This window comes from Nostoc punctiforme PCC 73102, assembly GCF_000020025.1.
GTDB classification, from domain to species: domain Bacteria; phylum Cyanobacteriota; class Cyanobacteriia; order Cyanobacteriales; family Nostocaceae; genus Nostoc; species Nostoc punctiforme.
On record NC_010628.1, the window covers coordinates 8,184,455 to 8,211,300 of the forward strand.

The 26,846-nt window shown below is 41.6% G+C and carries 17 protein-coding genes; 8 read left to right on the plus strand and 9 right to left on the minus strand.

The window, feature by feature from the left end; translation table 11 throughout:
• Positions 1–424: 424 nt before the first annotated feature.
• From NPUN_RS33575 to NPUN_RS33585, 3 genes are read right to left on the minus strand one after another with little or no spacing between them, the layout of a single operon-like run.
• Entirely contained in the window at positions 425–2,011 is a 1,587-nt protein-coding gene (locus NPUN_RS33575) for a TniQ family protein (RefSeq protein WP_012412791.1), read from the minus strand.
• Positions 2,001–3,140 (minus strand): ATP-binding protein, encoded by a 1,140-nt coding sequence (locus NPUN_RS33580; protein ID WP_012412792.1) that lies wholly within the window; start codon positions 3,138–3,140, stop codon positions 2,001–2,003. Before NPUN_RS33580 ends, NPUN_RS33575 begins: the two co-directional genes overlap by 11 nt.
• On the minus strand, positions 3,134–5,743 hold the full coding sequence (locus NPUN_RS33585) for a Mu transposase C-terminal domain-containing protein (protein ID WP_012412793.1): 2,610 nt from the start codon (positions 5,741–5,743) through the stop codon (positions 3,134–3,136). The genes NPUN_RS33580 and NPUN_RS33585 overlap by 7 nt, the downstream gene beginning before the upstream one ends.
• A 545-nt stretch (positions 5,744–6,288) precedes the next feature.
• On the opposite strand from NPUN_RS33585, the gene NPUN_RS33590 reads away from it, so the two are divergent.
• The 3 genes from NPUN_RS33590 to NPUN_RS33600 are packed head-to-tail and all read left to right on the plus strand — an operon-like array spanning position 6,289 to position 11,607.
• Positions 6,289–8,898 (plus strand): Mu transposase C-terminal domain-containing protein, encoded by a 2,610-nt coding sequence (locus NPUN_RS33590; RefSeq protein ID WP_012412793.1) that lies wholly within the window; start codon positions 6,289–6,291, stop codon positions 8,896–8,898.
• Positions 8,892–10,031 carry an ATP-binding protein gene (locus NPUN_RS33595; protein WP_012412792.1) on the plus strand — a complete coding sequence of 380 codons (1,140 nt, stop codon included), beginning with the start codon at positions 8,892–8,894 and terminating at the stop codon, positions 10,029–10,031. The genes NPUN_RS33590 and NPUN_RS33595 overlap by 7 nt, the downstream gene beginning before the upstream one ends.
• Positions 10,021–11,607: a TniQ family protein gene (locus NPUN_RS33600; protein WP_012412791.1), complete on the plus strand. Its 1,587-nt coding sequence runs from the start codon at positions 10,021–10,023 to the stop codon at positions 11,605–11,607. Before NPUN_RS33595 ends, NPUN_RS33600 begins: the two co-directional genes overlap by 11 nt.
• Before the next feature lie 220 nt (positions 11,608–11,827).
• Here the strand turns inward: NPUN_RS33600 and NPUN_RS33605 are convergent, their stop codons facing one another.
• Entirely contained in the window at positions 11,828–12,874 is a 1,047-nt protein-coding gene (locus NPUN_RS33605; protein WP_012412794.1) for an N-acetyltransferase DgcN family protein, read from the minus strand.
• On the minus strand, positions 12,858–13,910 hold the full coding sequence (locus NPUN_RS33610) for a dipeptide epimerase (protein ID WP_012412795.1): 1,053 nt from the start codon (positions 13,908–13,910) through the stop codon (positions 12,858–12,860). The genes NPUN_RS33605 and NPUN_RS33610 overlap by 17 nt, the downstream gene beginning before the upstream one ends.
• A gap of 219 nt (positions 13,911–14,129) precedes the next feature.
• On the opposite strand from NPUN_RS33610, the gene NPUN_RS33615 reads away from it, so the two are divergent.
• A complete protein-coding gene (locus NPUN_RS33615; protein ID WP_234711168.1) occupies positions 14,130–14,600 on the plus strand; it encodes an NUDIX hydrolase in 471 nt (156 codons plus the stop codon).
• Positions 14,601–14,617: 17 nt separating this feature from the next.
• The gene (locus NPUN_RS33620) at positions 14,618–15,856 is read left to right on the plus strand and encodes a toll/interleukin-1 receptor domain-containing protein (protein ID WP_012412797.1); all 1,239 of its coding nucleotides are present in this window, start codon (positions 14,618–14,620) and stop codon (positions 15,854–15,856) included.
• A 45-nt stretch (positions 15,857–15,901) separates the two neighbouring features.
• Here the strand turns inward: NPUN_RS33620 and NPUN_RS33625 are convergent, their stop codons facing one another.
• On the minus strand, positions 15,902–16,825 hold the full coding sequence (locus NPUN_RS33625; RefSeq protein WP_012412798.1) for a nucleoside hydrolase: 924 nt from the start codon (positions 16,823–16,825) through the stop codon (positions 15,902–15,904).
• Positions 16,826–16,841: 16 nt separating this feature from the next.
• Between NPUN_RS33625 and NPUN_RS33630 the strand changes: the two genes are divergently transcribed.
• On the plus strand, positions 16,842–17,273 hold the full coding sequence (locus NPUN_RS33630) for a nucleoside deaminase (RefSeq protein ID WP_012412799.1): 432 nt from the start codon (positions 16,842–16,844) through the stop codon (positions 17,271–17,273).
• A gap of 205 nt (positions 17,274–17,478) precedes the next feature.
• Here NPUN_RS33630 and NPUN_RS33635 read toward each other — a convergent pair whose 3' ends face one another.
• Positions 17,479–18,603 (minus strand): metallophosphoesterase family protein, encoded by a 1,125-nt coding sequence (locus NPUN_RS33635; RefSeq protein ID WP_012412800.1) that lies wholly within the window; start codon positions 18,601–18,603, stop codon positions 17,479–17,481.
• A 456-nt stretch (positions 18,604–19,059) separates the two neighbouring features.
• Here NPUN_RS33635 and NPUN_RS33640 point away from each other — a divergent pair, with 456 nt between their 5' ends.
• Positions 19,060–19,932: an S-methyl-5'-thioadenosine phosphorylase gene (locus tag NPUN_RS33640; RefSeq protein WP_012412801.1), complete on the plus strand. Its 873-nt coding sequence runs from the start codon at positions 19,060–19,062 to the stop codon at positions 19,930–19,932.
• Between the two features lie 123 nt (positions 19,933–20,055).
• Positions 20,056–20,859 (plus strand): Rpn family recombination-promoting nuclease/putative transposase, encoded by an 804-nt coding sequence (locus tag NPUN_RS33645; protein WP_012412802.1) that lies wholly within the window; start codon positions 20,056–20,058, stop codon positions 20,857–20,859.
• Between the two features lie 672 nt (positions 20,860–21,531).
• On the opposite strand, the gene NPUN_RS33650 is transcribed toward NPUN_RS33645, so the two are convergent.
• On the minus strand, positions 21,532–25,221 hold the full coding sequence (locus NPUN_RS33650) for a P83/100 family protein (protein WP_012412803.1): 3,690 nt from the start codon (positions 25,219–25,221) through the stop codon (positions 21,532–21,534).
• On the minus strand, positions 25,214–26,749 hold the full coding sequence (locus NPUN_RS33655) for an AAA-like domain-containing protein (RefSeq protein ID WP_012412804.1): 1,536 nt from the start codon (positions 26,747–26,749) through the stop codon (positions 25,214–25,216). Before NPUN_RS33655 ends, NPUN_RS33650 begins: the two co-directional genes overlap by 8 nt.
• Positions 26,750–26,846 lie beyond the last annotated feature (97 nt).

Genomic DNA, 26,846 nt, shown 5'->3' on the forward strand with positions numbered 1-26,846 from the left:
AGCCGCCGAAAATGTCATATATTACGCAATTTTTTAAATTGCAAAATCTAAAATCCAAAATTGTATAAAAATAGAACTTACGCAAAACTACACGCGGTAGGGGCAATTCATGAATTACCCCTACCGGAAAATAACGGTTTGGGCTATTTTTGGCGTAAGTCCTGAAAGAGTAGAGACAATACGGTTCGGTTAAGGCAAGAGACGCGATAAATCGCCGTCTCTACAAAGGACTTACTTATTAGACATCTCCAGAAATTAATTATGCGTTACCTGAAACCCTTTTAGTGTCACTGTAACCATAAGTTTGCCGCTTTTGAAAGCATAACCTTGCCGCAGGATTGTCACTTAAAGGATATTGTGGCCGTTTTTAAAGCATAAAGTGGCCGCAGTAGTAAAACCTTAGAGAAAGGCGAATAAATAAGATTTACTGTGAAAGATCCAGTCTTATCTGCCTTAAAACATCAATTACCTCAGCCTGCCACAGCAAAGAGGGATGAGGCATAAATTTTCTGAGATTTTTAGCAGTAGGGGTAATGCCTTGTGCATGAAGTACTGAAGCGAGTTGGCGTACTTCTCGACAGCCTTGCTCAATAGCTAGTTTATGGACGAATTTGCGGTAATCTTTATAGCGTAAAGAAATAGCATGGCACACAATAGGGCAATAGTGGTAGAAAGTAGCCAAACCAATACCAGTTCTCTTAGCTATTTTTCTTAGAGAAGGTGGTGGATACTCGTCGCTAAACAAAGCTAATTCAAGTATGTCTCTGATGTGTAAAAATCTTAGCTGCTGTTGATATTCACTATATCTAGTAGCCAAAGATGCTGATAAAGATTTTGAGCAAGCAGTTAAACTACTAGGAGTTTTGAATCCTAAACGAACAGCTAATTGAGTTAAAGAAGGAGGTGGTTCTTCTTCTTGAGCTAGTTGCATCGCCTGAATAACTCGTTCGCACTTAGGACTACTATTTGAAGTAACTAAAGCAGACTGTGATGATAATTTTTTCTGTTTAGGAGCAGGTAGAGAAACTAGCTGCTTAAGAGTAAGAGGTAGTATTTTAAGTTGAAGAAAATCGACAAGATTAGTTGATAAGGCGTAGCAGATTTTCAAAAGTTTATCTAAATTTGGGATGGCTACACCTGAATACCAATGTAGAATTTCATATCTCGATAACCCAAGCCAACGACCAAAAGCGGAAACATTACCTTGAGTATATTGATAGACGTAAGCTTCTAGGATTGTTTTAATAGTCTCTCTTGGAGGTGGACAAGGAAATTCAGGAGCTTGAGCAATTAAATCTCCTAAAGTCTTAACTATCCAAATCTCTTGCTGTAAATTGGGTATCTCCTCGAACAATCTCTTATCTGGCAAAGATACTTCATAGTTCATCCCCAACCAACCACCACATTTCAGACAAAATCCAGGTCGTGAGTTATGCCACAGGTGTAAAAATTCAAGGTCACAGTGAGGACATTTTGATTCTAAAAATCGATAATGGATGGGACAAATGTTAGCTGGTTTCAAAGCCCACAGCAGAGGTGAATAAATGACTTGTTGATTATTTAACCAGTCTTGATAGCAATAAGGACACCAAGCATGAGAATGCTTGAGCAATCCCAAAACTGGGAAGACTTTTGCCCAAGGTAGCATTGTCAAAAACTGTAAGTCAGTACGTTTTGTCAATATTTCTAGAGCAAAAACCAGTTGTTTAGCTCCAATTTGTGTTCCGTTTAAAGCTTTTACAGAAGCTTGTCCATACAAACTTACGATACTTTTAGAATTCAAGGGATTGGTAGTATGGTTATGCCCAACTATTGGTTTTATCTCTCTAGCCAATAAAGTTCCAGGCAATACGCTATGAGCTGCGGCTAGACGAGCAACATAGCTAGTCAGACTTTCAACATAACAAGTACCAAGTCCAATCGGTTCCAGATGAAACAACCGGCTAGGACTGGGAGTAAATTCTGGGTCTTTGAGCCACAATTCATCGTTAACCGCCATGTTAGTCATCATCTGAATTTACCCCTACATCATCTCTTTTAGGTTTTCTTTGTCCAACACGACCTTTTTTGAGTAGGGAATTTTTGGCTGGCATTTTTATTCCATGTTCTGTTGAATATTGCCGCTCAAAAAAACTGGATTCTTCTTGAAAGCGTTTAAATCCCTGTTGTGCTTCTTCCTTAATTTTGTTGATACGAGATGCAGAAAAAGCACCTAATTTAAGATGTTTGCTATTAAGAGTCCGAGCTTCTTCAGAATAGGCAACTCTCAAAGAACGAGTTAACCAATTCTTCAATAGCCCCACACAACCAACTGAGCCAGAAAAAAGATACTCATAGTGTTGTTCTAATTTTGGTTCTTGTACAAGCGGAATGTGGCGTTGAAAAGTTCTAATTACTCTAATAAATTCAGCAATATCTTCTGGGTTATCAGCTTGGTAAGGTAACAGGTGAATATCTTCGCTACGCCGCCCTATTTGCCCATTCAAGGTAGGACAGTTAAGCAGTTCATAAGTTCCAAATAAAATATGTACTGTACCAGTAAGATTAGCAATAGACTTAATCCAGTTCATTTGCTGTAACATCTGGTGTCCGCCTGCCATCATAAATAAATGCTGTGCCTCGTCTACAGTAAAAGCTTTTACCTGACGATAACGAAATGCTTTTTCCATTGCTCGGCGTAATGCGGGCGAATCTTGGCGGTAAGCCCGATTTAGCAACCCCAAATCCTTTACCTCACCGTGAGGAATTTCATAATCAATTTTGTATTCAATCAAAACTTCCTGAAGGGATTCTAGGGCGCGAGTGTAATAATCTTTATAGCTAAACTTTCCTTGTTCTGTTGGAATAGCTTCAATACCAGCAACAGCAATTTGACCAGGATTTTGGCGTAATGAGGGGAGAAATTCGTAATTTAGCAGATTTTCCAGACGCAAGCGTAAGGTTGTTTTTCCTACACCAGTCACACCAAAAACTAAAAATACTAAAGTGTCAGCTGGCTCCAGAATATTAATTAATAAAGTATCTAAGGCTTGTTTGAGCCTTTGATGTGGAATAGTGATACTTTTGAAATAATCAGTTTTAATTTCGTTCGGCTGTAAGAGAAGTTCTTCTGGAAAAGAGTGCGACTGAATTTTTACCATAGCTCCTCTGTATTGTAAGCTTCTATTTTGGTTAAATCTATTAATTTTTTTGCTGATGATTTTGGCTTTTTAATGCTTTCTGAACCTGCCAAAATATTTTTATCTACATCTTGAACATTAGCTGAATAATTGTGTTTACTTAATTTACTTTCAATAACTGAGCTTTTTTCAATTAAAACCCAAATATCTTGTTGTGCTAAATCATGTAAGCGTTGTAATAACAAAGTTTCTTGGGCTTCAGTTCCTTCTAAATATGTAGCTTTTTCTTGGGCAGATAGAGTAATTCTTTGAGCGTGTTTCTGCCTTTTTCGACGTAATTGTGTGCTGGCTATGTTCACTTCTTTTTCGGAACGATTTTGGAAGGATTTGTAATGTTCAGAAATACAGCGTATCCAACGTCCCTTAACGTAAGCATAAGCAGTCCCCATATCAAAAGGGTCGTAACGAATAGGTACATTAGTTCCTTCAATTTCTGGTCTTATGAACGAATCATCAATTGACCAATAGTAGAGATAATTAATTTTCACGCCTCTACTTGGTTGAACTTTTGCAGTTCCTTTAGGTGTAGAAGGTAAGGTAAAAATCTTAAAATTATCATCATAAATAATCTGTTTCTGAGGGCGATAACCACTTGAATTTAGCCCTGACATAAAAGTTTGACGTGGGCTTTGTCCTAATGTTGGATGTTCTCTGCAATCATAGAATTCGTAACAATATGAACAAAAGTTTTCGTAGAGTTGATCTAGTGTCCAAACAGCTTGATTTTTGGGATTATTTGATTTCGTGACTTGGCGGACATTCTTAGTAATTTGAGTGTTGCCTCTAAGATTATAAAAAAACTCTGTATTTGTAGTTCCAAAAATACGTTCAATAATTGAACCAAATCTGGCTTTCGCAGCTGGTCGCTGCTTTTTGGTACATTCAAAAGCCGCTAACAAGGTCTCAAAGTATGTACTACTAAATTCTGTCCCACCGTCAACAACTATTGTCTCTGGTAATTTCTCAAATCGCTGTACGCAGATTCTTAATACCATCATGCAACTACGGTAGCTTGGCTCGTCAAAAGTTAGGTAAACTGCGAGAATACGTCGGCTGTAAGCATCGATTAACAGAGTTGCCCAAGGTCTACCAAGAAGATAACCTGTTCGGGAGCATACTAACTCAATATCCAGTTGCGTATGGTCAATGTGTGCTATCTCAAATGGACGGTCGCCATGACATGGTGTGGTTAATTTCAACTCCCAATACAATAAAGATTGTTGATAAGCTGCTCTGTTTCCCTTACGTTTTTTTGTTTGCCTATAACCAGAACGATGTTGAATTCTAGAACAAAATGTAGCGTAGCTAGGCAGCTTATCTGTTAGACCTGCTTTCTCCCATTCTCTTGCTAGAATTCCATAAACAGCTAGTTTGCTTCTTTGTTGAAAAGTTTCATAATATTCTTCAATTATTTTGTCAATGAAATCTTGAGACGATTGAGAAATTCTGGGTAAGCGATTGCCTCTAGCATTAGAGTTATTTAGCAGCCCAATATAACCACATTTGTACGCCTTTTGTGCTGCTATAAACTTAGCCTTCCATCTGCGAATAGTACGTTGTGGAACAGTTTCTTTATCTCTATAACTGTCATTAAGATAAGGTTCAATTACTTCATATCTTCGGTTAGCTTCTGCCAAGTCTTCAGGACTAGCTCTCAAAAAACGCTCCATTGCTTTTGGAGACATTTTTACTTGATTATGAGTTTTAGGTTCCAGTTGATTGGGTTTAACATCTAAAATATTCAGAATCGTTCCATTATTCGGTTGCGATTTTATCATTTGTACATAAGCTACCGCGATTTCTTGGTCACGGAAAAGCTGTACTTTTTCTGGCTCTGCTAAGGGTGCGGCACTCAAATTAATGTAAATTTTTTTTGTAGCTATTAAAGCATTTATGTCATCAGGATTGCTCTGTTGAGTATGAATCATTTCCCAATAACTTATGCCCGGATTTAAGCTAATTAACTTCACCAAATTTTCAGCTATTTCTGGGTCAATTTGGTAATCTTCAGTAGTATAGGCTTTGAGAAATAGTCGATTTCTGTATTTAATCCAATCAATTTCTGTATCTAACCGAATTCGGTAATACAGTCCTAATTTTTCTGCATAAGCAACTGCTGGCAGGTTTAACCACTGCCCATCTTCTGAACGCATATAACGTTGTGATTGTTTAGCTGCTAATTTTTCTAATCTTGATTCTGGTTTCCACTCTTCAAAACCTGCACTCCGCTTCCGAATTACGAAAAAGTCTGGTATATGCGAAGCTTTGATTATTTCCCCACTGCTTGAGGGGAATTCTAGAGTAATTTGATATGCTTGGTCGTAGTATTCGAGTACATCTGCGTCTTCTTCGTACTCCTCTACACCTGGCAATTCAATTTTATGGGACTCAAATTGAATAGTTTTTCCCATTTTGCGACTGGCGTAGTCGCCCCGGACATTTATACCACTGCTTTTGACTCGCCGAATTGGTTCAGAGGCACGGATTTGGGAAATTAATTGCCTAGCCTCTTGTGGTAAATTTACGCCGCGACACCAATCATTAAACTCTTGGTCGCTCAACATATTGGCCCCCAAGCTTTTAAAGCCGCAACAAGCTCTTACCACAAATCTAGGCTTTCGCCAGTTAAACAGTCTTTTATTGATATAAATATTTATACTTACCAGTTCAGATGACTGCGGCCACTTTATGGTTTAAAAACGGCCACAATATCCTTTAAGTGACACAAATGGACTTACGACAGCTTGAATTTTTGGGGTTTTTAAGAGACAAACTTGCTACTTCAGGTATTTGAGGGTGCATAATCCCTTAACTTTCGGCACGTTTATGCTTGATTTTTAGACTTTCGGCAACTTTTTGGTTTCAAAGCCAAATTTTAAGGCTGCGATCGCCTACGGCGGGCGCTTGCGCCATCGCGGAACGTTAAATCAAGCCTTGGCGCTTATCCTTGTCACTTAAAGGATATTGTGGCCGTTTTTAAACCATAAAGTGGCCGCAGTCATCTGAACTGGTAAGTATAAATATTTATATCAATAAAAGACTGTTTAACTGGCGAAAGCCTAGATTTGTGGTAAGAGCTTGTTGCGGCTTTAAAAGCTTGGGGGCCAATATGTTGAGCGACCAAGAGTTTAATGATTGGTGTCGCGGCGTAAATTTACCACAAGAGGCTAGGCAATTAATTTCCCAAATCCGTGCCTCTGAACCAATTCGGCGAGTCAAAAGCAGTGGTATAAATGTCCGGGGCGACTACGCCAGTCGCAAAATGGGAAAAACTATTCAATTTGAGTCCCATAAAATTGAATTGCCAGGTGTAGAGGAGTACGAAGAAGACGCAGATGTACTCGAATACTACGACCAAGCATATCAAATTACTCTAGAATTCCCCTCAAGCAGTGGGGAAATAATCAAAGCTTCGCATATACCAGACTTTTTCGTAATTCGGAAGCGGAGTGCAGGTTTTGAAGAGTGGAAACCAGAATCAAGATTAGAAAAATTAGCAGCTAAACAATCACAACGTTATATGCGTTCAGAAGATGGGCAGTGGTTAAACCTGCCAGCAGTTGCTTATGCAGAAAAATTAGGACTGTATTACCGAATTCGGTTAGATACAGAAATTGATTGGATTAAATACAGAAATCGACTATTTCTCAAAGCCTATACTACTGAAGATTACCAAATTGACCCAGAAATAGCTGAAAATTTGGTGAAGTTAATTAGCTTAAATCCGGGCATAAGTTATTGGGAAATGATTCATACTCAACAGAGCAATCCTGATGACATAAATGCTTTAATAGCTACAAAAAAAATTTACATTAATTTGAGTGCCGCACCCTTAGCAGAGCCAGAAAAAGTACAGCTTTTCCGTGACCAAGAAATCGCGGTAGCTTATGTACAAATGATAAAATCGCAACCGAATAATGGAACGATTCTGAATATTTTAGATGTTAAACCCAATCAACTGGAACCTAAAACTCATAATCAAGTAAAAATGTCTCCAAAAGCAATGGAGCGTTTTTTGAGAGCTAGTCCTGAAGACTTGGCAGAAGCTAACCGAAGATATGAAGTAATTGAACCTTATCTTAATGACAGTTATAGAGATAAAGAAACTGTTCCACAACGTACTATTCGCAGATGGAAGGCTAAGTTTATAGCAGCACAAAAGGCGTACAAATGTGGTTATATTGGGCTGCTAAATAACTCTAATGCTAGAGGCAATCGCTTACCCAGAATTTCTCAATCGTCTCAAGATTTCATTGACAAAATAATTGAAGAATATTATGAAACTTTTCAACAAAGAAGCAAACTAGCTGTTTATGGAATTCTAGCAAGAGAATGGGAGAAAGCAGGTCTAACAGATAAGCTGCCTAGCTACGCTACATTTTGTTCTAGAATTCAACATCGTTCTGGTTATAGGCAAACAAAAAAACGTAAGGGAAACAGAGCAGCTTATCAACAATCTTTATTGTATTGGGAGTTGAAATTAACCACACCATGTCATGGCGACCGTCCATTTGAGATAGCACACATTGACCATACGCAACTGGATATTGAGTTAGTATGCTCCCGAACAGGTTATCTTCTTGGTAGACCTTGGGCAACTCTGTTAATCGATGCTTACAGCCGACGTATTCTCGCAGTTTACCTAACTTTTGACGAGCCAAGCTACCGTAGTTGCATGATGGTATTAAGAATCTGCGTACAGCGATTTGAGAAATTACCAGAGACAATAGTTGTTGACGGTGGGACAGAATTTAGTAGTACATACTTTGAGACCTTGTTAGCGGCTTTTGAATGTACCAAAAAGCAGCGACCAGCTGCGAAAGCCAGATTTGGTTCAATTATTGAACGTATTTTTGGAACTACAAATACAGAGTTTTTTTATAATCTTAGAGGCAACACTCAAATTACTAAGAATGTCCGCCAAGTCACGAAATCAAATAATCCCAAAAATCAAGCTGTTTGGACACTAGATCAACTCTACGAAAACTTTTGTTCATATTGTTACGAATTCTATGATTGCAGAGAACATCCAACATTAGGACAAAGCCCACGTCAAACTTTTATGTCAGGGCTAAATTCAAGTGGTTATCGCCCTCAGAAACAGATTATTTATGATGATAATTTTAAGATTTTTACCTTACCTTCTACACCTAAAGGAACTGCAAAAGTTCAACCAAGTAGAGGCGTGAAAATTAATTATCTCTACTATTGGTCAATTGATGATTCGTTCATAAGACCAGAAATTGAAGGAACTAATGTACCTATTCGTTACGACCCTTTTGATATGGGGACTGCTTATGCTTACGTTAAGGGACGTTGGATACGCTGTATTTCTGAACATTACAAATCCTTCCAAAATCGTTCCGAAAAAGAAGTGAACATAGCCAGCACACAATTACGTCGAAAAAGGCAGAAACACGCTCAAAGAATTACTCTATCTGCCCAAGAAAAAGCTACATATTTAGAAGGAACTGAAGCCCAAGAAACTTTGTTATTACAACGCTTACATGATTTAGCACAACAAGATATTTGGGTTTTAATTGAAAAAAGCTCAGTTATTGAAAGTAAATTAAGTAAACACAATTATTCAGCTAATGTTCAAGATGTAGATAAAAATATTTTGGCAGGTTCAGAAAGCATTAAAAAGCCAAAATCATCAGCAAAAAAATTAATAGATTTAACCAAAATAGAAGCTTACAATACAGAGGAGCTATGGTAAAAATTCAGTCGCACTCTTTTCCAGAAGAACTTCTCTTACAGCCGAACGAAATTAAAACTGATTATTTCAAAAGTATCACTATTCCACATCAAAGGCTCAAACAAGCCTTAGATACTTTATTAATTAATATTCTGGAGCCAGCTGACACTTTAGTATTTTTAGTTTTTGGTGTGACTGGTGTAGGAAAAACAACCTTACGCTTGCGTCTGGAAAATCTGCTAAATTACGAATTTCTCCCCTCATTACGCCAAAATCCTGGTCAAATTGCTGTTGCTGGTATTGAAGCTATTCCAACAGAACAAGGAAAGTTTAGCTATAAAGATTATTACACTCGCGCCCTAGAATCCCTTCAGGAAGTTTTGATTGAATACAAAATTGATTATGAAATTCCTCACGGTGAGGTAAAGGATTTGGGGTTGCTAAATCGGGCTTACCGCCAAGATTCGCCCGCATTACGCCGAGCAATGGAAAAAGCATTTCGTTATCGTCAGGTAAAAGCTTTTACTGTAGACGAGGCACAGCATTTATTTATGATGGCAGGCGGACACCAGATGTTACAGCAAATGAACTGGATTAAGTCTATTGCTAATCTTACTGGTACAGTACATATTTTATTTGGAACTTATGAACTGCTTAACTGTCCTACCTTGAATGGGCAAATAGGGCGGCGTAGCGAAGATATTCACCTGTTACCTTACCAAGCTGATAACCCAGAAGATATTGCTGAATTTATTAGAGTAATTAGAACTTTTCAACGCCACATTCCGCTTGTACAAGAACCAAAATTAGAACAACACTATGAGTATCTTTTTTCTGGCTCAGTTGGTTGTGTGGGGCTATTGAAGAATTGGTTAACTCGTTCTTTGAGAGTTGCCTATTCTGAAGAAGCTCGGACTCTTAATAGCAAACATCTTAAATTAGGTGCTTTTTCTGCATCTCGTATCAACAAAATTAAGGAAGAAGCACAACAGGGATTTAAACGCTTTCAAGAAGAATCCAGTTTTTTTGAGCGGCAATATTCAACAGAACATGGAATAAAAATGCCAGCCAAAAATTCCCTACTCAAAAAAGGTCGTGTTGGACAAAGAAAACCTAAAAGAGATGATGTAGGGGTAAATTCAGATGATGACTAACATGGCGGTTAACGATGAATTGTGGCTCAAAGACCCAGAATTTACTCCCAGTCCTAGCCGGTTGTTTCATCTGGAACCGATTGGACTTGGTACTTGTTATGTTGAAAGTCTGACTAGCTATGTTGCTCGTCTAGCCGCAGCTCATAGCGTATTGCCTGGAACTTTATTGGCTAGAGAGATAAAACCAATAGTTGGGCATAACCATACTACCAATCCCTTGAATTCTAAAAGTATCGTAAGTTTGTATGGACAAGCTTCTGTAAAAGCTTTAAACGGAACACAAATTGGAGCTAAACAACTGGTTTTTGCTCTAGAAATATTGACAAAACGTACTGACTTACAGTTTTTGACAATGCTACCTTGGGCAAAAGTCTTCCCAGTTTTGGGATTGCTCAAGCATTCTCATGCTTGGTGTCCTTATTGCTATCAAGACTGGTTAAATAATCAACAAGTCATTTATTCACCTCTGCTGTGGGCTTTGAAACCAGCTAACATTTGTCCCATCCATTATCGATTTTTAGAATCAAAATGTCCTCACTGTGACCTTGAATTTTTACACCTGTGGCATAACTCACGACCTGGATTTTGTCTGAAATGTGGTGGTTGGTTGGGGATGAACTATGAAGTATCTTTGCCAGATAAGAGATTGTTCGAGGAGATACCCAATTTACAGCAAGAGATTTGGATAGTTAAGACTTTAGGAGATTTAATTGCTCAAGCTCCTGAATTTCCTTGTCCACCTCCAAGAGAGACTATTAAAACAATCCTAGAAGCTTACGTCTATCAATATACTCAAGGTAATGTTTCCGCTTTTGGTCGTTGGCTTGGGTTATCGAGATATGAAATTCTACATTGGTATTCAGGTGTAGCCATCCCAAATTTAGATAAACTTTTGAAAATCTGCTACGCCTTATCAACTAATCTTGTCGATTTTCTTCAACTTAAAATACTACCTCTTACTCTTAAGCAGCTAGTTTCTCTACCTGCTCCTAAACAGAAAAAATTATCATCACAGTCTGCTTTAGTTACTTCAAATAGTAGTCCTAAGTGCGAACGAGTTATTCAGGCGATGCAACTAGCTCAAGAAGAAGAACCACCTCCTTCTTTAACTCAATTAGCTGTTCGTTTAGGATTCAAAACTCCTAGTAGTTTAACTGCTTGCTCAAAATCTTTATCAGCATCTTTGGCTACTAGATATAGTGAATATCAACAGCAGCTAAGATTTTTACACATCAGAGACATACTTGAATTAGCTTTGTTTAGCGACGAGTATCCACCACCTTCTCTAAGAAAAATAGCTAAGAGAACTGGTATTGGTTTGGCTACTTTCTACCACTATTGCCCTATTGTGTGCCATGCTATTTCTTTACGCTATAAAGATTACCGCAAATTCGTCCATAAACTAGCTATTGAGCAAGGCTGTCGAGAAGTACGCCAACTCGCTTCAGTACTTCATGCACAAGGCATTACCCCTACTGCTAAAAATCTCAGAAAATTTATGCCTCATCCCTCTTTGCTGTGGCAGGCTGAGGTAATTGATGTTTTAAGGCAGATAAGACTGGATCTTTCACAGTAAATCTTATTTATTCGCCTTTCTCTAAGGTTTTACTACTGCGGCCACTTTATGCTTTAAAAACGGCCACAATATCCTTTAAGTGACAATTTGAAACCATAAACGTGCCACCCCGGCAAACTTATGCTTACAGTCACATTTAGAGACGTTGCATTGCAACGTCTGTTCATTTTCACCAGATGTATATTGTAAAGACGGCGATTTATCGCGTCTCTCTAACCATCTAATTCTTCATCACTGCATCCAAAAGCACATTGGCATCAAAGCGGACTACATCGGTGCAAGGTAGCCCGGTTTCTGCTGTTATTTGAGCGATGCTTTCCTCAGCTGCAGATTCATCTAAATGTGCTGTGTTAAGCGCTATACCCACTACAGGCACACTTGCAAAAGCGCCACCTGCACTAGCAACGGTTTCATAAAGACGAATTACCTCTGGTAAAGGTGGAATTATTACATGGGGATGATTGCGGACATGAACTTGTCCCGCCCGATGGACTAACACCAGTTGAGTTGGTTGGGAACCACGAATCAGGGGTAGAGTTGCCGTTGAACCAGGGTGTAGCAGTGAACCTTGTCCTTCAATGTGCAAGATGTCATAGTTTTTGCCGTAGCGCATGACTACTTGTTCCACAGCACCAGCAGCAAAGTCTACCCGCACGGCATCTAAAGCCACACCATCACCTTCTAACATCACCCCAGTTTGACCTGTGGCGAGAAATTTAGAACGCCAGCCCCGCAGTTTTGATGCCCAATGTAACTGTAGGCTAGTTGACATTTTACCGATCGCCATATCGGTTCCCACTGTCAATACCCGCCGACACGGAAGCGTGCGGGCTATTCCACTAGCAACACTTATATTAGGCGGCTCTTTGCGAACATCCCAAATTAGTTGCCCTGGTTTGAGCAGTGCATTTAAGTCCGGTATATTTGCCATTGGTGTATGCAAACCATTCACCAAAGACATCCCAGCTTCTAGAGCGTCTTTGATTTCTAGCCAGTAATCATCTGGGATGGCACCACCACTTGGAGCAATGCCTATTACCAAAACTTCTGGCTTGTACTGTAGGGCTGCGGCTACCGATGCCACAATTGGAACATCACGCTTGATACCTGTTAATTCTGTCAGAGATTTGCCAGCACATTCGCGATCGATGACGGCTACAATTGGTGCTTCGCTGTAACGTAAAATTGCGAGTCCTGTTTTGCCGTGAGCCCCAGTAGTTCCCTCATGAAGTAAGATAGCTACTCGTTGATTAAGTGGTAGACGCACTGTGTTTTACCCCCAAACCTGGTAAATCGTTTAGCAAAACTCTACCTTCTTTTAGCAATGCACCCGTAAAGGGATCATCGATTAAGTTGAGGTGACTGTCTAAATCTAAATAATCAGCTAGTGGCGCTAGCTGTAATGCTGCTGTATTAGCTAGGGAACTATCAGAATAGCAACCGAACATTACTTGCAACCGATATGCTCGCGCTGTATGTACCATTCGCATCGCTTCTGTTAGTCCCCCTGATTTCATCAGTTTGATATTAATACCATCCACGTGATTTGCCAAATCGGGAATATCAGAGCTTGTGAAGCAACTTTCATCAATAAAGATGGGTAGGGGAGAGTGTTCTTTGAGTTTTGCTAAACTTTTTTCCTCGCCCCGTGGCAATGGCTGTTCTACATACTTTATACCCAATTCAGCTAGCCAATTGCACATTGCGATCGCATCTTCTAAACTCCAACCCCCGTTAGCATCAACGAAAAACTCTGGTTCTGGTGCTTCTTCTCGCACCGCTAAGAGCATTTTTTTATCTGCATCTATGCCATCTGGACTACCTAACTTCACCTTGAAAAGGCGGACATCGGTAAATTGTAACCAGTCTCGCGCTCTGGCTCTAGCACCTTCAGGCGAATTGATCCCAATTGTGACTGAAGTTGGGACTATTTGATTGCGATCGAGTCCCCAAAGTTGCCATAAAGGTAATCCTACGCGCTTACCTAACCAGTCGTGCATTGCCATATCCAAGGCTGCTCTAGCAGCAGAAGGAACCTGGTTTTGTGTTAAAACTTGCTCAATTTGCTGTCGTTGTAAAGGGCTGAATGTTTGTAACAGTGGCACAACTTGCTCTAAAGCATTTTTGATTGTATCAGTTGATTGCCGATGATTACCCACACCAAACGGCGACGCTTCTCCCCAACCTTCGATCCCATCATGTGAAATCTTCACCCATACATTCGTTGTCTGTGCCGTTGTACCTCTACTAATGGTCAATGGAAATCTTTTATTTACCGTAAATAAATTTACATTTATTTGCATACTAATTCTGCATATTATGTTATTGCAAAAGCAAGTGTAAGTTCAAAGTTTAGATTATCGGATGTATCTGTTATACTTTTTTACATTCATAGCTTAGTTACTAAAGTTTTTATACATAATTTTATTTTTACTTGATTTATGAGCAACTTAAAAAAATGGAAAACTTTAAAATCAAAAATGGTTTTAGATAACCCCTGGTGTCAGGTCAGATAAGATGAAATAGAATTGCCCAATGGGAAAATTATAGATGATTATTTTGTCAGTATTAAGCCTGATGTTGCGATGGTTTTACCTATCACTACTAATAGACAAATTATTTTTGTCCGCCAATATAGACACGCAGTGGGTGAATTTTTCTTAGAACTACCAGCAGGAAATTTCGATCCTACAACAGAGAGTGCAGAAGTGGCAGCAATTAGAGAATTTACAGAAGAAACTGGTTATATATCCCAAGAATTTAGAAAAATCGGAACTTTATACGATAAGCCGAGTAAAGATACTAATCAAATACATTTATTTCTAGCAGAGAATGTTAGCAAAATTGGAGAGCAACAACTGGATATTACCGAAGAGATTGAAGTTGTATTTATCCCTGTAGAATCAGTTTTAGATAAAATTGCCCAAGGTGAAATTTCTGTTGCAGGAACCGTTGCGGCTCTTTTTTTAGGTTTGAAACTTCTCACTTATTAATAATCCAAGGGTTAATTATGTTTGTTTTTATAGTAACTTATGATAATTTCCTCAAACTTCGTCCAAGTAAGTTAGCGGAACTAGCTGAAGATGAAAAAATTCTGATTCCAGTCAAAAGGGTCTTACAGATTATTTCTTATACTGAAGAGAAAGAATATTACAGAATTATCTTGAAAAACTCTATCAATGGCAAAGATACATGGTTTGTCCGTAAGGAGCATATTGAGATATCTGATTATCTAACTTATTATTATGAGAATGCTTATATCGGCTCTACTGTTGCAGTTAATAATATCGAGTCTTATGCTAATTTTCGTTCTTCGGATTTTGGCGGTATCGAGGTTGAAGAAGAAGTTATTAAACAGTTAAAAGTGCAGCTACAAGAAACTCCAACTATTCAAGAACGATCTTTACAACCTGCCGATATAACTAAAGATTTGGTCGATTGTAGTGTGTTCAGTCCTGCTTCTGTAACTCCAAACGATATGTTTCTCGTCCAAGTCTTTGTTCATCTTCCTGAACAAGTTGAATCTGCCAAACAGAATGCTCAACAATTTGATCCTGAAGCTAAACAGTTAGGTGTGAGAAGTTTAGGAGTACCTATTAAACGGGGAAGTGAACTCACTTTTAACTTGTCAATTCCAAAACTAGAAGTGGACGATCCGATTCAAAATTTGAGTTGGAATGGTAGAGCAGATTCTATTCAATTTGGAGTAACGGTTCCTGCTGATATAACTCAGAAAACAGTCATTGGAATTGTTACTGCCAGCCAAAACACAATTCCTCTCGGTCATCTAAAATTCAAATTATCGATTATTCCGTCTGCGTCTTCTACATCAAAAGAGCCTCAATTAGTAGGAGAAGTTGCTCGACATTATACAAAAGCATTCGTCTCTTATTCTTCTAAAGATCGGACAGAAGTTCTTAAAAGGGTACAGGGACTTGCTGTAAGTGGCATTACAGTTTTTCAAGATATCCTTAATTTAGAACCTGGCGATCGCTGGGAGCAAGAACTTTATCGCAACATTGATGAGTGCGATCTCTTCTTACTATTTTGGTCTACTGCTGCGAAAGAATCGCCGTGGGTGCTTAAAGAAGTCTTGTATGCTCTTGAGCGACAAGGATCTGATGGATTACGTTCCCCCGAAATTATTCCTGTAATCATAGAAGGCCCACCACTTGTTCCTCCACCTCCTGAATTGCAGGATCTCCATTTTAATGACAAACTTCTTTACTTAATGGCGACATCTAAATAGCAGATGGCGAGCCAATTTGACTATCACGCCAGCCACCTAATTTTTTTATCTTGCCCATTGCTGCAAGATATAAGTATAAAAAGCGTCTTTATCTACTTTATCCATCGCATAAATTTTCCGACCGCCAGAAACTACTTTAGTCCGCCCCTGGCTGACTCCAGTAGTGATAATTTCTGTTTCCCATTCGCGCAATTGATAAAATTCTGGGTGTCCCAAATAAGCTGTGGCCAGCACATCCCAAAAATAATAATCTTGGGGAATAACTAGCGCATAACATTGTCCGGCTAAATCAGAGATGGGATAGTGGCGTTGTCGCCCCATTTTTTGCACTAATTCTGATGTGACTGGAACATTATTAGTTAAATCCAAAGGACACATAATAATTTCAATTTTGGTTTCCCATACCCGCGCTGCTGAAACCGCGTCCCAATAAACATTCCATTCGGCAGAACCATCTTGTCCAGGTTCTAAACTTTTTTCTACATTGCCACCGACATTCAAAGCACCTCCCATCCACACAATTTTGTGAATTTTGGCTTCAATATCCGGTGCTTTGTCTAAAGCTACTGCAACGGTGGTCAACGGCCCAGTTACCATCAACGTTACGGGGTCTGATGCCTCACGCAACACCTTAATCATGAAATCTTGACCTGTTTCGGCAACTAGAGGCGTAGTAATGGTTTCCCTTTGATTGAGAATGGGGAGATGGTCAACGATAAAGGAATCACGGCGATAGAGAGTAGGAAATGGATTGATGCCGCGCACAGTGCTTTCTGCAACCGAGATATGAGAAAATCCCATCAAATCGAGAATTTTACGTGTGGCGCTAACAGCCGGTTGGATGTAGCAATCTGCTGGAGTGATGACAACACCAAGGAGTTCGATACGATCCATCGTCAACAGCAGCATAGTTGCCAGATAGTCATCTACACCGCCATCGTGATCCATTAATACAAGTTGTTTTGACATAAAAGGAGATATTAATATGGATGAGTTTATGGAAGCTGCGATTCAAGAAGCAAAACAAGGCAGAGAAGAAGGTGGAATTCCCATTGGTTCGGTTCTCGTCAAGGATGGCAAAATTCTCGGCAGAGGACACAATAAACGTGTACAAGATGGCGATCCTGTCACGCACGCGGAAATCGATTGTCTCCGCAATGCTGGAAGAGTTGGCAGCTACAGAGGCACTACACTCTATTCAACTTTAATGCCGTGTTACCTGTGCGCTGGGGCTGTGGTGCAATTTGGTATTAAAAAAGTCATCGTCGGAGAATCCCAAACTTTTCCTGGTGCTAAAGAATTTATGGTATCTCACGGTGTGGAAGTAATCGATCTTAATCTTGACGATTGCGAACAAATGATGAGTGAGTTTATTGAAACGAATCCCGAACTTTGGAATGAAGATATCGGTAATTAGAGACGCGATTAATCTCGTCTGTACAAGAGTTTGGAGTAGCCCGCGTCTCGGTTACTTTTGATAGGAGAATTATGGCAGAAGCGATGGCTTAACCGCCCCCCGGAGGCGATCGCTATCTAAAAGAAATACAACAGAATAAGCTACTCGACTGCCAAGCATTCAGCCCAGACAAAAAAAGTTACCTTCACACGGATACTCATCACTCCTAACGCAGCAAAAGTGTGCTGTTATTATCAATCAGTGTAAGAGTTCCACCAGTGGACATACCTGGGTTGGACTGTGCTGATGCATTATAAGTCTCAATATAGCGACGCACTTCTAATGGAAAGTGGGGATAGTCTAATACTGCATCTCCATCAGCGATAGTTGCCCAGAAGTCTCGCAAACTAGGAGCTAATCTTTTCGCCTGTGATAGTGGTAAGTTTAATGGAGAGTGAGTTAGTAACTTGACTAAAAAGGGAAAAGAGCGATCGCCCATCCACTGCCGCGATGACTCTTGCAAGTCTGGAAAATCAGGCACTGACTCTACCCGATGGGATAAAATTTGCAAAGATTCTTTACCTTGGTTATCCCGATGAAACTCTAGCACCCGATAAGGGTGAGGATAGCTCACTAAAGAACCAGTGGTAATATCATATACTCCATCTGAGTAAGCAATATCCTGAACATGCAAATGCCCTGTGAATACTAGCTTGACTCCGTAGCGCCTCAGCAATTGCAACAGTTCTGCTGAATTGGACAACATGTAGCGATTTGCCAGTGGATGGTTCGATTGATTGGGTAAATGTTCCACCACATTATGATGCACCATCACCAAAACTAATTCATCAACAGATGCCGCCAGCACCTCTTCTAACCACCGTAGCTGTTTGGCATCCAAACACCCTACCTGCTCCCCCTCGTCATTAAAGTAGTTAGAATTCAATCCAATCAGCTTGACTCCAGGTAGCAATTGACGAATGTAGTAAATCTGCTGCGGATCTTCATAGCCAAACTTCGTGTAATAGTGGGGAAAATCCGCGAAAGCAATTGATTGCTGATCTGCCAACAGCACAGGAACGTCATGATTACCAGGAACAACATAGACGGGAAAAGGTAGCTGGGCTAAACATTGTTGTAACCAGGCATGGTTTTCTGGTTCGCCGTGCTGGGTTAAATCTCCTGGCAACAATAAGAAATCTAAATCTAGTTGTGTTAGATGTTCTAGTACACTTTGAAACGCCGAGATACTGACTTCTACCAGATGAAAACGGCTAGGATGATCCCAGATTGTGTGGGGAAGCGCCACGTGTAAGTCGCTAACTACCGCAAAGCGAAAATTGAGAGTCATTGATTTATGAAAATGTTAAAAGCAGAGGTTAAAACAAGTCTTTTTCCAAAAGTATAACGCTTGGTTTGTTTCGCTGCTCAGGAGTGCATTTACTTAATATTTGTATACATTAAGCATCGATTACACGCTATGGTGACAATTAATTTCGAGGCTGAATATAACCATTAATCTGCAAAAACATTGGAGATTTGATCTAAAGATTTAATAATCAACAGATTTAATAATCAACGTTCAAGTAACCGGGCGATCGCTTCTATCTGCACGCAAACAATTCAATAGTCTCTAAGCGTAGCCCTTCTCTACGAGAAGCTGCGCCCTAAACGTAGCTATGCCGCAGGCTTTACGGCTGCGCTCAGGAACCACTCGTCGTAGACATCGCTTTCTTTGTTGGTTTCTCTGCTACTCCCCTTTTCGGTAAAATAACTTAGCAGATCGCTAAGGAACAGGTTCAGGATCATGGCTCAAGCTAGTATTGGGATTATTGGTGGCAGTGGTCTGTATAAAATGGACGCGCTCAAAGATGTAGAAGAGGTGCATATCCAAACCCCCTTTGGTTCACCATCTGATGCTTTGATTCTGGGAACATTGGATGGTACACGGGTAGCTTTTTTGGCGCGTCATGGCCGCAATCACACGCTGTTACCCTCTGAGTTACCGTTTCGCGCTAATATCTATGCGATGAAGCAATTGGGTGTGAAGTATTTAATTTCAGCTAGTGCTGTGGGTTCCTTGAAGGAAGAGGCGAAACCATTGGATATGGTGGTGCCAGATCAGTTTATTGACAGAACCAAAAATCGGATTTCCACGTTTTTCGGTGAGGGAATTGTGGCTCATATTGCCTTTGGCGATCCGATTTGTAAGAACTTGGCTGCTGTGTTGGCAGATGCGATCGCATCTCTCAATTTACCAGATGTTACTCTGCATCGCAGCGGTACTTATGTGTGCATGGAAGGGCCAGCTTTTTCCACTAAGGCAGAATCGAATCTTTACCGCAGTTGGGGCGCAACTATCATTGGGATGACGAATTTACCAGAGGCGAAGTTGGCAAGGGAAGCGGAAATTGCATACTCAACCTTAGCGCTGGTGACAGATTATGATTGTTGGCATCCAGACCATGACAGTGTGACGGTGGAATTGGTGATTGGCAATTTGCTGCGGAATGCTGTGAATGCTCAAAAGGTGATTCAAGAAACTGTGCGGCGCTTGAGTGAAAATCCGCCAACCAGTGAGGCGCATTCGGCGTTGCAGTATGCGATTTTGACTCAATTGGATAAAGCACCAGCCGCAACGAAGGAAAAGTTAGGGTTATTGTTGCAGAAGTATTTGTAATATTGGTGGTGAATTAGCGATCGCTTTATCCTAAGTTCAGGTGTAGGCTAGCCCGTCGTAGACATCGCTCATTACTAAAATCTCTTTGTGACAGACAATACCTCGCTGATATAATACCTGTCTATGTTTGATAATGTCTGTCGCTTTTTAGCAGAGTCATTTTCAGCCGATTTCGCTACTTGGTTACTTGGCGAATCTATTTCACTCACCCAACTCAGTCCATCAGAATTATCCCTCGAACCAATTCGAGCAGATGCGTTAATTCTGTTACAGTCAGATGAAATTGTCCTGCATATCGAATTCCAGACCGAAGCAAAAGCCGAAATTCCCTTTCGGATGACTGATTATCGGTTAAGAGTGTATCGAAAATTTCTCCGAAAGCGGATGTATCAAGTTGTCATTTACCTGCAACCCACCGCATCCGAATTAGTCCAGCAAACAGCTTTTGTTTTAGAAAATACCCGTCATGAATTTGGAGTTATTCGTCTTTGGGAACAACCCAGCGAGATATTTTTAAATACTCCTGGTTTGTTACCGTTTGCAACCCTCAGTCAAACTAAGGATAAAACGCGAACATTACAACAGGTTGCAGAAGCTATTGAGCAAATAAACGATACTCGAACACAAAGTAATATTGCTGCTTCAACGGCAATATTAGCTGGGTTAGTATTAAACAAGGAACTGATTAAAAATTTATTACGGAGTGATGCTATGCGCGAGTCTGTAATTTATCAGGATATCCAGCAGGAAAAAGCTTTATCGATTATTATACGACAACTTTGTCGAAAGGTTGGAACTGTACCACCTGCACAGCTATTGAAAATACAAGCTTTGGACTCAACACAGTTGGATGATTTAGCTGAGGCTTTACTTGATTTTTCGGATTTAACCGATTTAGAAGCTTGGTTAGCGCAAAATCAAGGTTAGTGATGCAAGAGCGATCGCACTTCCTCAGATTACAGTAACAGCGATCGCACTTTCTCAAATTACAGCAAAAGCGATCGCATTTTCTGAGATTACAGTAATAGCGATCGCACTTTCTCAAATTACAGTAATAGCGATCGCATTTTCTGAGATTACAGTAATAGCGATCGCACTTCCTCAGATTACAATAACAGCGATCGCACTTTCTCAAATTACAGCAAAAGCGATCGCTACAACGGGCTACGTCTACGCACCATCAGATTTTTCAGTGGCGTACCATTATTATAAAATCATATAAGTGATAACACGTAAACATATAAGCGTTTCATCAACAAACTCATGCGTTTCATCAACAAAGGCATGCGTTTCATCAACAAACTCATGCGTTTCATCAACAAACTCATGCGTTTCATCAACAAAGGCATGCGTTTCATCAACAAAAGCATGAGTTTCATCAACAAAAGCATGAGTTTCATCAACAAAGGCATAAATTTCGTTATGAAGCTTTGCTTGTTCGTGGTGTCTGGCAGATTTATTCTAAGTTGGGGCTGCTCATTATAGAAATCTCTCCGCGTACCCTAATCAAAAGACCTCTCCCTGCTTTTACTACACAAAATTATCCCTCTCCGACTCGCAGAGAAACTTGAACTTTAGTTCAAGGTAGGGAGAGGTCTATCACCTGCGTGTGCCAATATCATCACATAAATGCTTATCGTCCTTGCTCACATTGGGGTTATTTTGCAAATAATCGCGCACCCAAGTACAACCCTTAACCATTAAATCATCCAAATTGAGATTCCACAGTTTCACCGTCTTGTCAGAACTTGCAGAGGCAATGGTTTGACCGTCGGGGCTAAATGCCACGCCCCAAACCGAACTGCTATGACCAGTGAGAGTTTGTAAGAGTTGCCCGTTGCGATTCCACAGCTTCACCGTCTTGTCATCACTTGCAGAGGCAATGGTTTGACCGTCGGGGCTAAATGCCACGCCCCTAACCGAACTGCTATGACCAGTGAGAGTTTGTAAGAGTTGCCCGTTGCGATTCCACAGCTTCACCGTCTTGTCATCACTTGCAGAGGCAATGGTTTGACCGTCGGGGCTAAATGCCACGCCCCTAACCGAACTGCTATGACCAGTGAGAGTTTGTAAGAGTTGCCCGTTGCGATTCCACAGCTTCACCGTCTTGTCATCACTTGCAGAGGCAATGGTTTGATCGTCGGGGCTAAATGCCACGCCCCAAACCGAACTGCTATGACCAGTGAGAGTTTGTAAGAGTTGCCCGTTGCGATTCCACAGCTTCACCGTCTTGTCATCACTTGCAGAGGCAATGGTTTGACCGTCGGGGCTAAATGCCACGCCCCTAACCGAACTGCTATGACCAGTGAGAGTTTGTAAGAGTTGCCCGTTGCGATTCCACAGCTTCACCGTCTTGTCATCACTTGCAGAGGCAATGGTTTGACCGTCGGGGCTAAATGCCACGCCCCAAACCGAACTGCTATGACCAGTGAGAGTTTGTAAGAGTTGCCCGTTGCGATTCCACAGCTTCACCGTCTTGTCATCACTTGCAGAGGCAATGGTTTGACCGTCGGGGCTAAATGCCACGCCCCAAACCGAACTGCTATGACCAGTGAGAGTTTGTAAGAGTTGCCCGTTGCGATTCCACAGCTTCACCGTCTTGTCATCACTTGCAGAGGCAATGGTTTGACCGTCGGGCCTAAATGCCACGCCATTAACCGAACTGCTATGACCAGTGAGAGTTTGTAAGAGTTGCCCGTTGCGATTCCACAGCTTCACCGTCTTGTCATCACTTGCAGAGGCAATGGTTTGACCGTCGGGGCTAAATGCCACGCCCCTAACCGAACTGCTATGACCAGTGAGAGTTTGTAAGAGTTGCCCGTTGCGATTCCACAGCTTCACCGTCTTGTCATCACTTGCAGAGGCAATGGTTTGACCGTCGGGGCTAAATGCCACGCCCCAAACCGAACTGCTATGACCAGTGAGAGTTTGTAAGAGTTGCCCGTTGCGATTCCACAGCTTCACCGTCTTGTCATCACTTGCAGAGGCAATGGTTTGACCGTCGGGGCTAAATGCCACGCCCCAAACCGAACTGCTATGACCAGTGAGAGTTTGTAAGAGTTGCCCGTTGCGATTCCACAGCTTCACCGTCTTGTCATCACTTGCAGAGGCAATGGTTTGACCGTCGGGGCTAAATGCCACGCCCCTAACCGAACTGCTATGACCAGTGAGAGTTTGTAAGAGTTGCCCGTTGCGATTCCACAGCTTCACCGTCTTGTCATCACTTGCAGAGGCAATGGTTTGACCGTCGGGGCTAAATGCCACGCCCCAAACCGAACTGCTATGACCAGTGAGAGTTTGTAAGAGTTGCCCGTTGCGATTCCACAGCTTCACCGTCTTGTCATCACTTGCAGAGGCAATGGTTTGACCGTCGGGGCTAAATGCCACGCCCCTAACCGAACTGCTATGAGCTTCTAATCGGTTACGTTCTTTGACTCCATAAATTACTTGCTGGAGTGTGGCTACTGCCAAAACGCGGGTATTTGGTTCTACCTTTTTATTTGGTGTTTTGAGTCGTTTTCCTACCTTCAAACCTTCTATTAAAGCATCAAGTTCAAAATTTGATGCCATCAGGTTTTGTGATTTCAGGCTATTGGCAAGAATTTCGGCATTTATCCGGCGTTTATCTGCATCGGCTTTGGCGGCAATTGCTTGCTGTTCTTGTTTCTGGGCAATGTTTCGCTGTTTTTCAGCGTCTGCCTGTCTATCCTTTGCTAATTGTTCAGCCGCTTTTGTTTGCTTAAGGGCTTTTTCTAAGTCTATTCCTCGTTTTTCTGCTAATTCCTGTGCCGACTTGGCTTGTGCCTCACCTGTTTCAGCCCTTTGACGCTGCTTGTCTGCCTCCCGGTGTTGTTCCTCTGCTTTTTGCTGCTGGTTCTGAGCATTTTTTGTTTGACGGTCTGCTTCTTGCCGCTGTGTTTGTTCTCTTTTTAGGGCATCTTGAGCAATTAAACGTTGCTCTTTTTCACTGTCACGGGCTTTTTGGGCAATCAGATTTTGCTTGTAAATATACCAAGCGACTCCCGTCGATAATGTCGAAAATACAATCATTACAATCACATAAGGCAGTGCAGGTTTAAGCTGTTCCCATCTATCCCGCAAGTTAAACGGCAAATGTTTATTAATCCACTTATAATCAAAGACTTGCCGATAAACTTCATTCCGCACCCGCAAAACATTATTCTCCCGCCGCACCACCCCTGAAAGCTTTAAGTGAGATTTAGCTAAAGACTGTTCTTCATCCACAACCGCCCGCTTACCCCAGCGAATCTCGCGGTAAATAGTCAAAACCTCCGGGTCTGGTGAGCGTTTGGTGAGCATATCGCGGACAAACTGCAAGTTATTGTCTTGTTCGCTCATTGCGCCAAAAAATGTGCTGCTAACTATGCTGTCTATATCGGCAGAGGATAAGACTCGATCCCCCCTAACCCCCCTTAAGAAGGGGGGAACAATAGAACTGTTGCTAACGGGGGCTGTGGGAATCTCCAAATCTGGAAGTTCATTGCCCCCCTTTTTAAGGGGGGTTGGGGGGATCAAAACCAAGGCATCACAGAGACGCTGCGTTAAATAAGGATGTCCCCCCGTCCACTTCAACACCTGGCGTAATACCTGCTTAGACTCATCGCTGGGTAATCCCAATCCCTCAGCGAAGGGTAAGGCTTCCTCAAAGGTAAAATCAGTTAAATCCACACGCTGTCCAATATTAAACGGTGTGCGCTTGGCATCGCTGATTAAATCGCCGGGAGTCGCTACCCCCATTAAAACAAAAGAAAGCCGCCCAAACTCAGGATTAGTCGCACGGGCAACATAGAGATAACGAATTGCGATAAAAAAATCATCGGTAAAATCCAGGCTGAGGGTAGAGTCAATTTCATCCACAAAAATCACCACTTGCCCTTCAACCTCAGCCAGCAAAACCTTCTCAAAAAACTGTGTCAGCCGTTGCGATACTCCCAGATGCTCGTGTTCTTGCCACCAACTCACCACATCTGTATCAAACATAAGTTGGTCATCCAGTTTGACCAAAAAGCCAAAATACCACTGTTCGGCTGTGACACTTGCCCCCAATTCCTGAAGGTCAACAATTACTGAGCTAATCCCCTCTTCCCTTAATGTGTCTGCCGTGCGTACCATCAGGCTAGACTTACCCATTTGGCGCGGCGTTAGCACATAGGCGAATATTGCTGACCGACATAAACCAAGCAATTCCTCATCAGCTTGACGGGGAATGTAAATCCCACTGCCAGCCTGTACAGTCCCCCCCACGGTGTAAATGCTTGGATTACCCACGTAGATGCTCCCGGAAATAATCGGTATAAAGTTGACAACGAGGAAACACTACACGCCCTTCCCGGCGCACCAAACCCGCACCCCGCAACCGGAAAAAGATGCGCTCATCTTCACAGGTGTTCTGGTGAATTACTTGGAACATACCTTGAACCAACTCCTGTTTGTTATGCAGCCGGAAGAGGTGGTTACGCAAATGATTGCCAAAGGGGCCATCCTCTGCGATCGCATTGGCAAATAATTCGGTAGGATAGAGGCGATCGCTAGCAACTGAGTAAAGTGCAAGGCGTACTAAGTAAGGATGTCCACCTAGCAACGCTATTAATTGCTTTTCTTCGCTGGCATTGAAGGGTGAACCATGACGGCGGTTTAAATCAGCAACCTGTGCTGCTGTAAAATCTTCTAAATCAATTACTAGCCCAACATTAAAGGGGGATTGGTTGAGATTATCAATTAGCTGGTAGGGTTCGGTGGAAGTAACCAGCGCTAAATCCAGTTGCTTCCAGATGGGATTAGTGGCGCGGCTATTGTGCCAGCTTCGCAGCATTCCAAAGAAATCAGAGCGAAAATCAGTATCAAAGACCCTTTCAACTTCATCCATCGCTAAGACAATGGGGTTGCCAAACTCTTTGAGCAAATAGCGGCCGACGTAGCGAGTGCAACGCTGACTATTGCCCAAAGGCATATTCCAATACTCATCAACTTTATCTGTCATTTCCAGTTCATCAGTTAACCAAGTACAGAACTGGCGAAAGAAAAGGTCAGCATTAGTTAAGGCAGCTTTGTCAAACAATTGAAAATCCAGCAAAGCAACCCGCTTACCTGCATTCACAGCAGTATTAATTGTGCGGATTAACAGGGAACTTTTGCCCATTTGCCGGGGGCCTTTAATTGTAATTGTCACACCCTGCCGCTCAATAGTCTCTAAAGTAAGGGCATCAGATGAGCGTTCCACGTAAAAAGCGGATTGCGATTCCATTGTTCCTTCGGGCATTTCCAGGGAGACAGGCTGTGCTGAAGGAAAGGGACGGGGTAGGAGTGACGGCTGACTCTTCTGGATTAAGTCTGCTTTTGATTTTTCTTCACTGATAGCTAATGCACCGCCATAGACAGCCTGCAACAACTCTGCAATTAGTCGCGGCGTATCTTCTGCATCTTTCCAGAATGCCCAGTTAATCCCATTTAAGTAAGCACTCAAGGGATACAGGAACGGTTCTTGATACGCCAGACGCACCGGGAGAATTATCGGTCGTCCTGACTGTGATTTTGCCAAGTGGTGTGCTGTCTCTATCTCTGCCACCACCATCTCGCTGCTAGTTGACAAAGCAGAAAGGAAAGTAATCAAAAAATCAGCTTGGCGGATTTCTGCTTCAATACATTCAGCCCAGCGTGTGCCAACAGACATGGTTTGGTCGATGAAGACTTTGTGCTGCTGCGATAGTGCTTGGAAGACTTGGAGTGCTACTGGTTCATCGGGGCTAGCATTACGCTTGTAACTGATGAAGATGCGTTTAGCCTGTGAGTTTAACATTACTATTAACCTTGTCTTCCTTCAGCTTTTTAAGTAGAAAAGCTTATCTAATTGCGTGTCAATTTTGTACAGAAGTTGGGTAATTCTGTGCTTTGTC

What these genes read in the sequence shown, in the direction of transcription:
- NPUN_RS33655 (WP_012412804.1), bottom strand. Translation starts at nt 26,749, where the DNA reads ATGTTAAACTCACAGGCTAAACGCATCTTCATCAGTTACAAGCGTAAT.
- NPUN_RS33645 (WP_012412802.1), top strand. Translation starts at nt 20,056, where the DNA reads ATGTTTGATAATGTCTGTCGCTTTTTAGCAGAGTCATTTTCAGCCGAT.
- NPUN_RS33640 (WP_012412801.1), top strand. Translation starts at nt 19,060, where the DNA reads ATGGCTCAAGCTAGTATTGGGATTATTGGTGGCAGTGGTCTGTATAAA.
- NPUN_RS33575 (WP_012412791.1), bottom strand. Translation starts at nt 2,011, where the DNA reads ATGATGACTAACATGGCGGTTAACGATGAATTGTGGCTCAAAGACCCA.
- NPUN_RS33630 (WP_012412799.1), top strand. Translation starts at nt 16,842, where the DNA reads ATGGATGAGTTTATGGAAGCTGCGATTCAAGAAGCAAAACAAGGCAGA.
- NPUN_RS33635 (WP_012412800.1), bottom strand. Translation starts at nt 18,603, where the DNA reads ATGACTCTCAATTTTCGCTTTGCGGTAGTTAGCGACTTACACGTGGCG.
- NPUN_RS33610 (WP_012412795.1), bottom strand. Translation starts at nt 13,910, where the DNA reads ATGCAAATAAATGTAAATTTATTTACGGTAAATAAAAGATTTCCATTG.
- NPUN_RS33590 (WP_012412793.1), top strand. Translation starts at nt 6,289, where the DNA reads ATGTTGAGCGACCAAGAGTTTAATGATTGGTGTCGCGGCGTAAATTTA.
- NPUN_RS33625 (WP_012412798.1), bottom strand. Translation starts at nt 16,825, where the DNA reads ATGTCAAAACAACTTGTATTAATGGATCACGATGGCGGTGTAGATGAC.
- NPUN_RS33620 (WP_012412797.1), top strand. Translation starts at nt 14,618, where the DNA reads ATGTTTGTTTTTATAGTAACTTATGATAATTTCCTCAAACTTCGTCCA.
- NPUN_RS33595 (WP_012412792.1), top strand. Translation starts at nt 8,892, where the DNA reads ATGGTAAAAATTCAGTCGCACTCTTTTCCAGAAGAACTTCTCTTACAG.
- NPUN_RS33585 (WP_012412793.1), bottom strand. Translation starts at nt 5,743, where the DNA reads ATGTTGAGCGACCAAGAGTTTAATGATTGGTGTCGCGGCGTAAATTTA.
- NPUN_RS33580 (WP_012412792.1), bottom strand. Translation starts at nt 3,140, where the DNA reads ATGGTAAAAATTCAGTCGCACTCTTTTCCAGAAGAACTTCTCTTACAG.
- NPUN_RS33600 (WP_012412791.1), top strand. Translation starts at nt 10,021, where the DNA reads ATGATGACTAACATGGCGGTTAACGATGAATTGTGGCTCAAAGACCCA.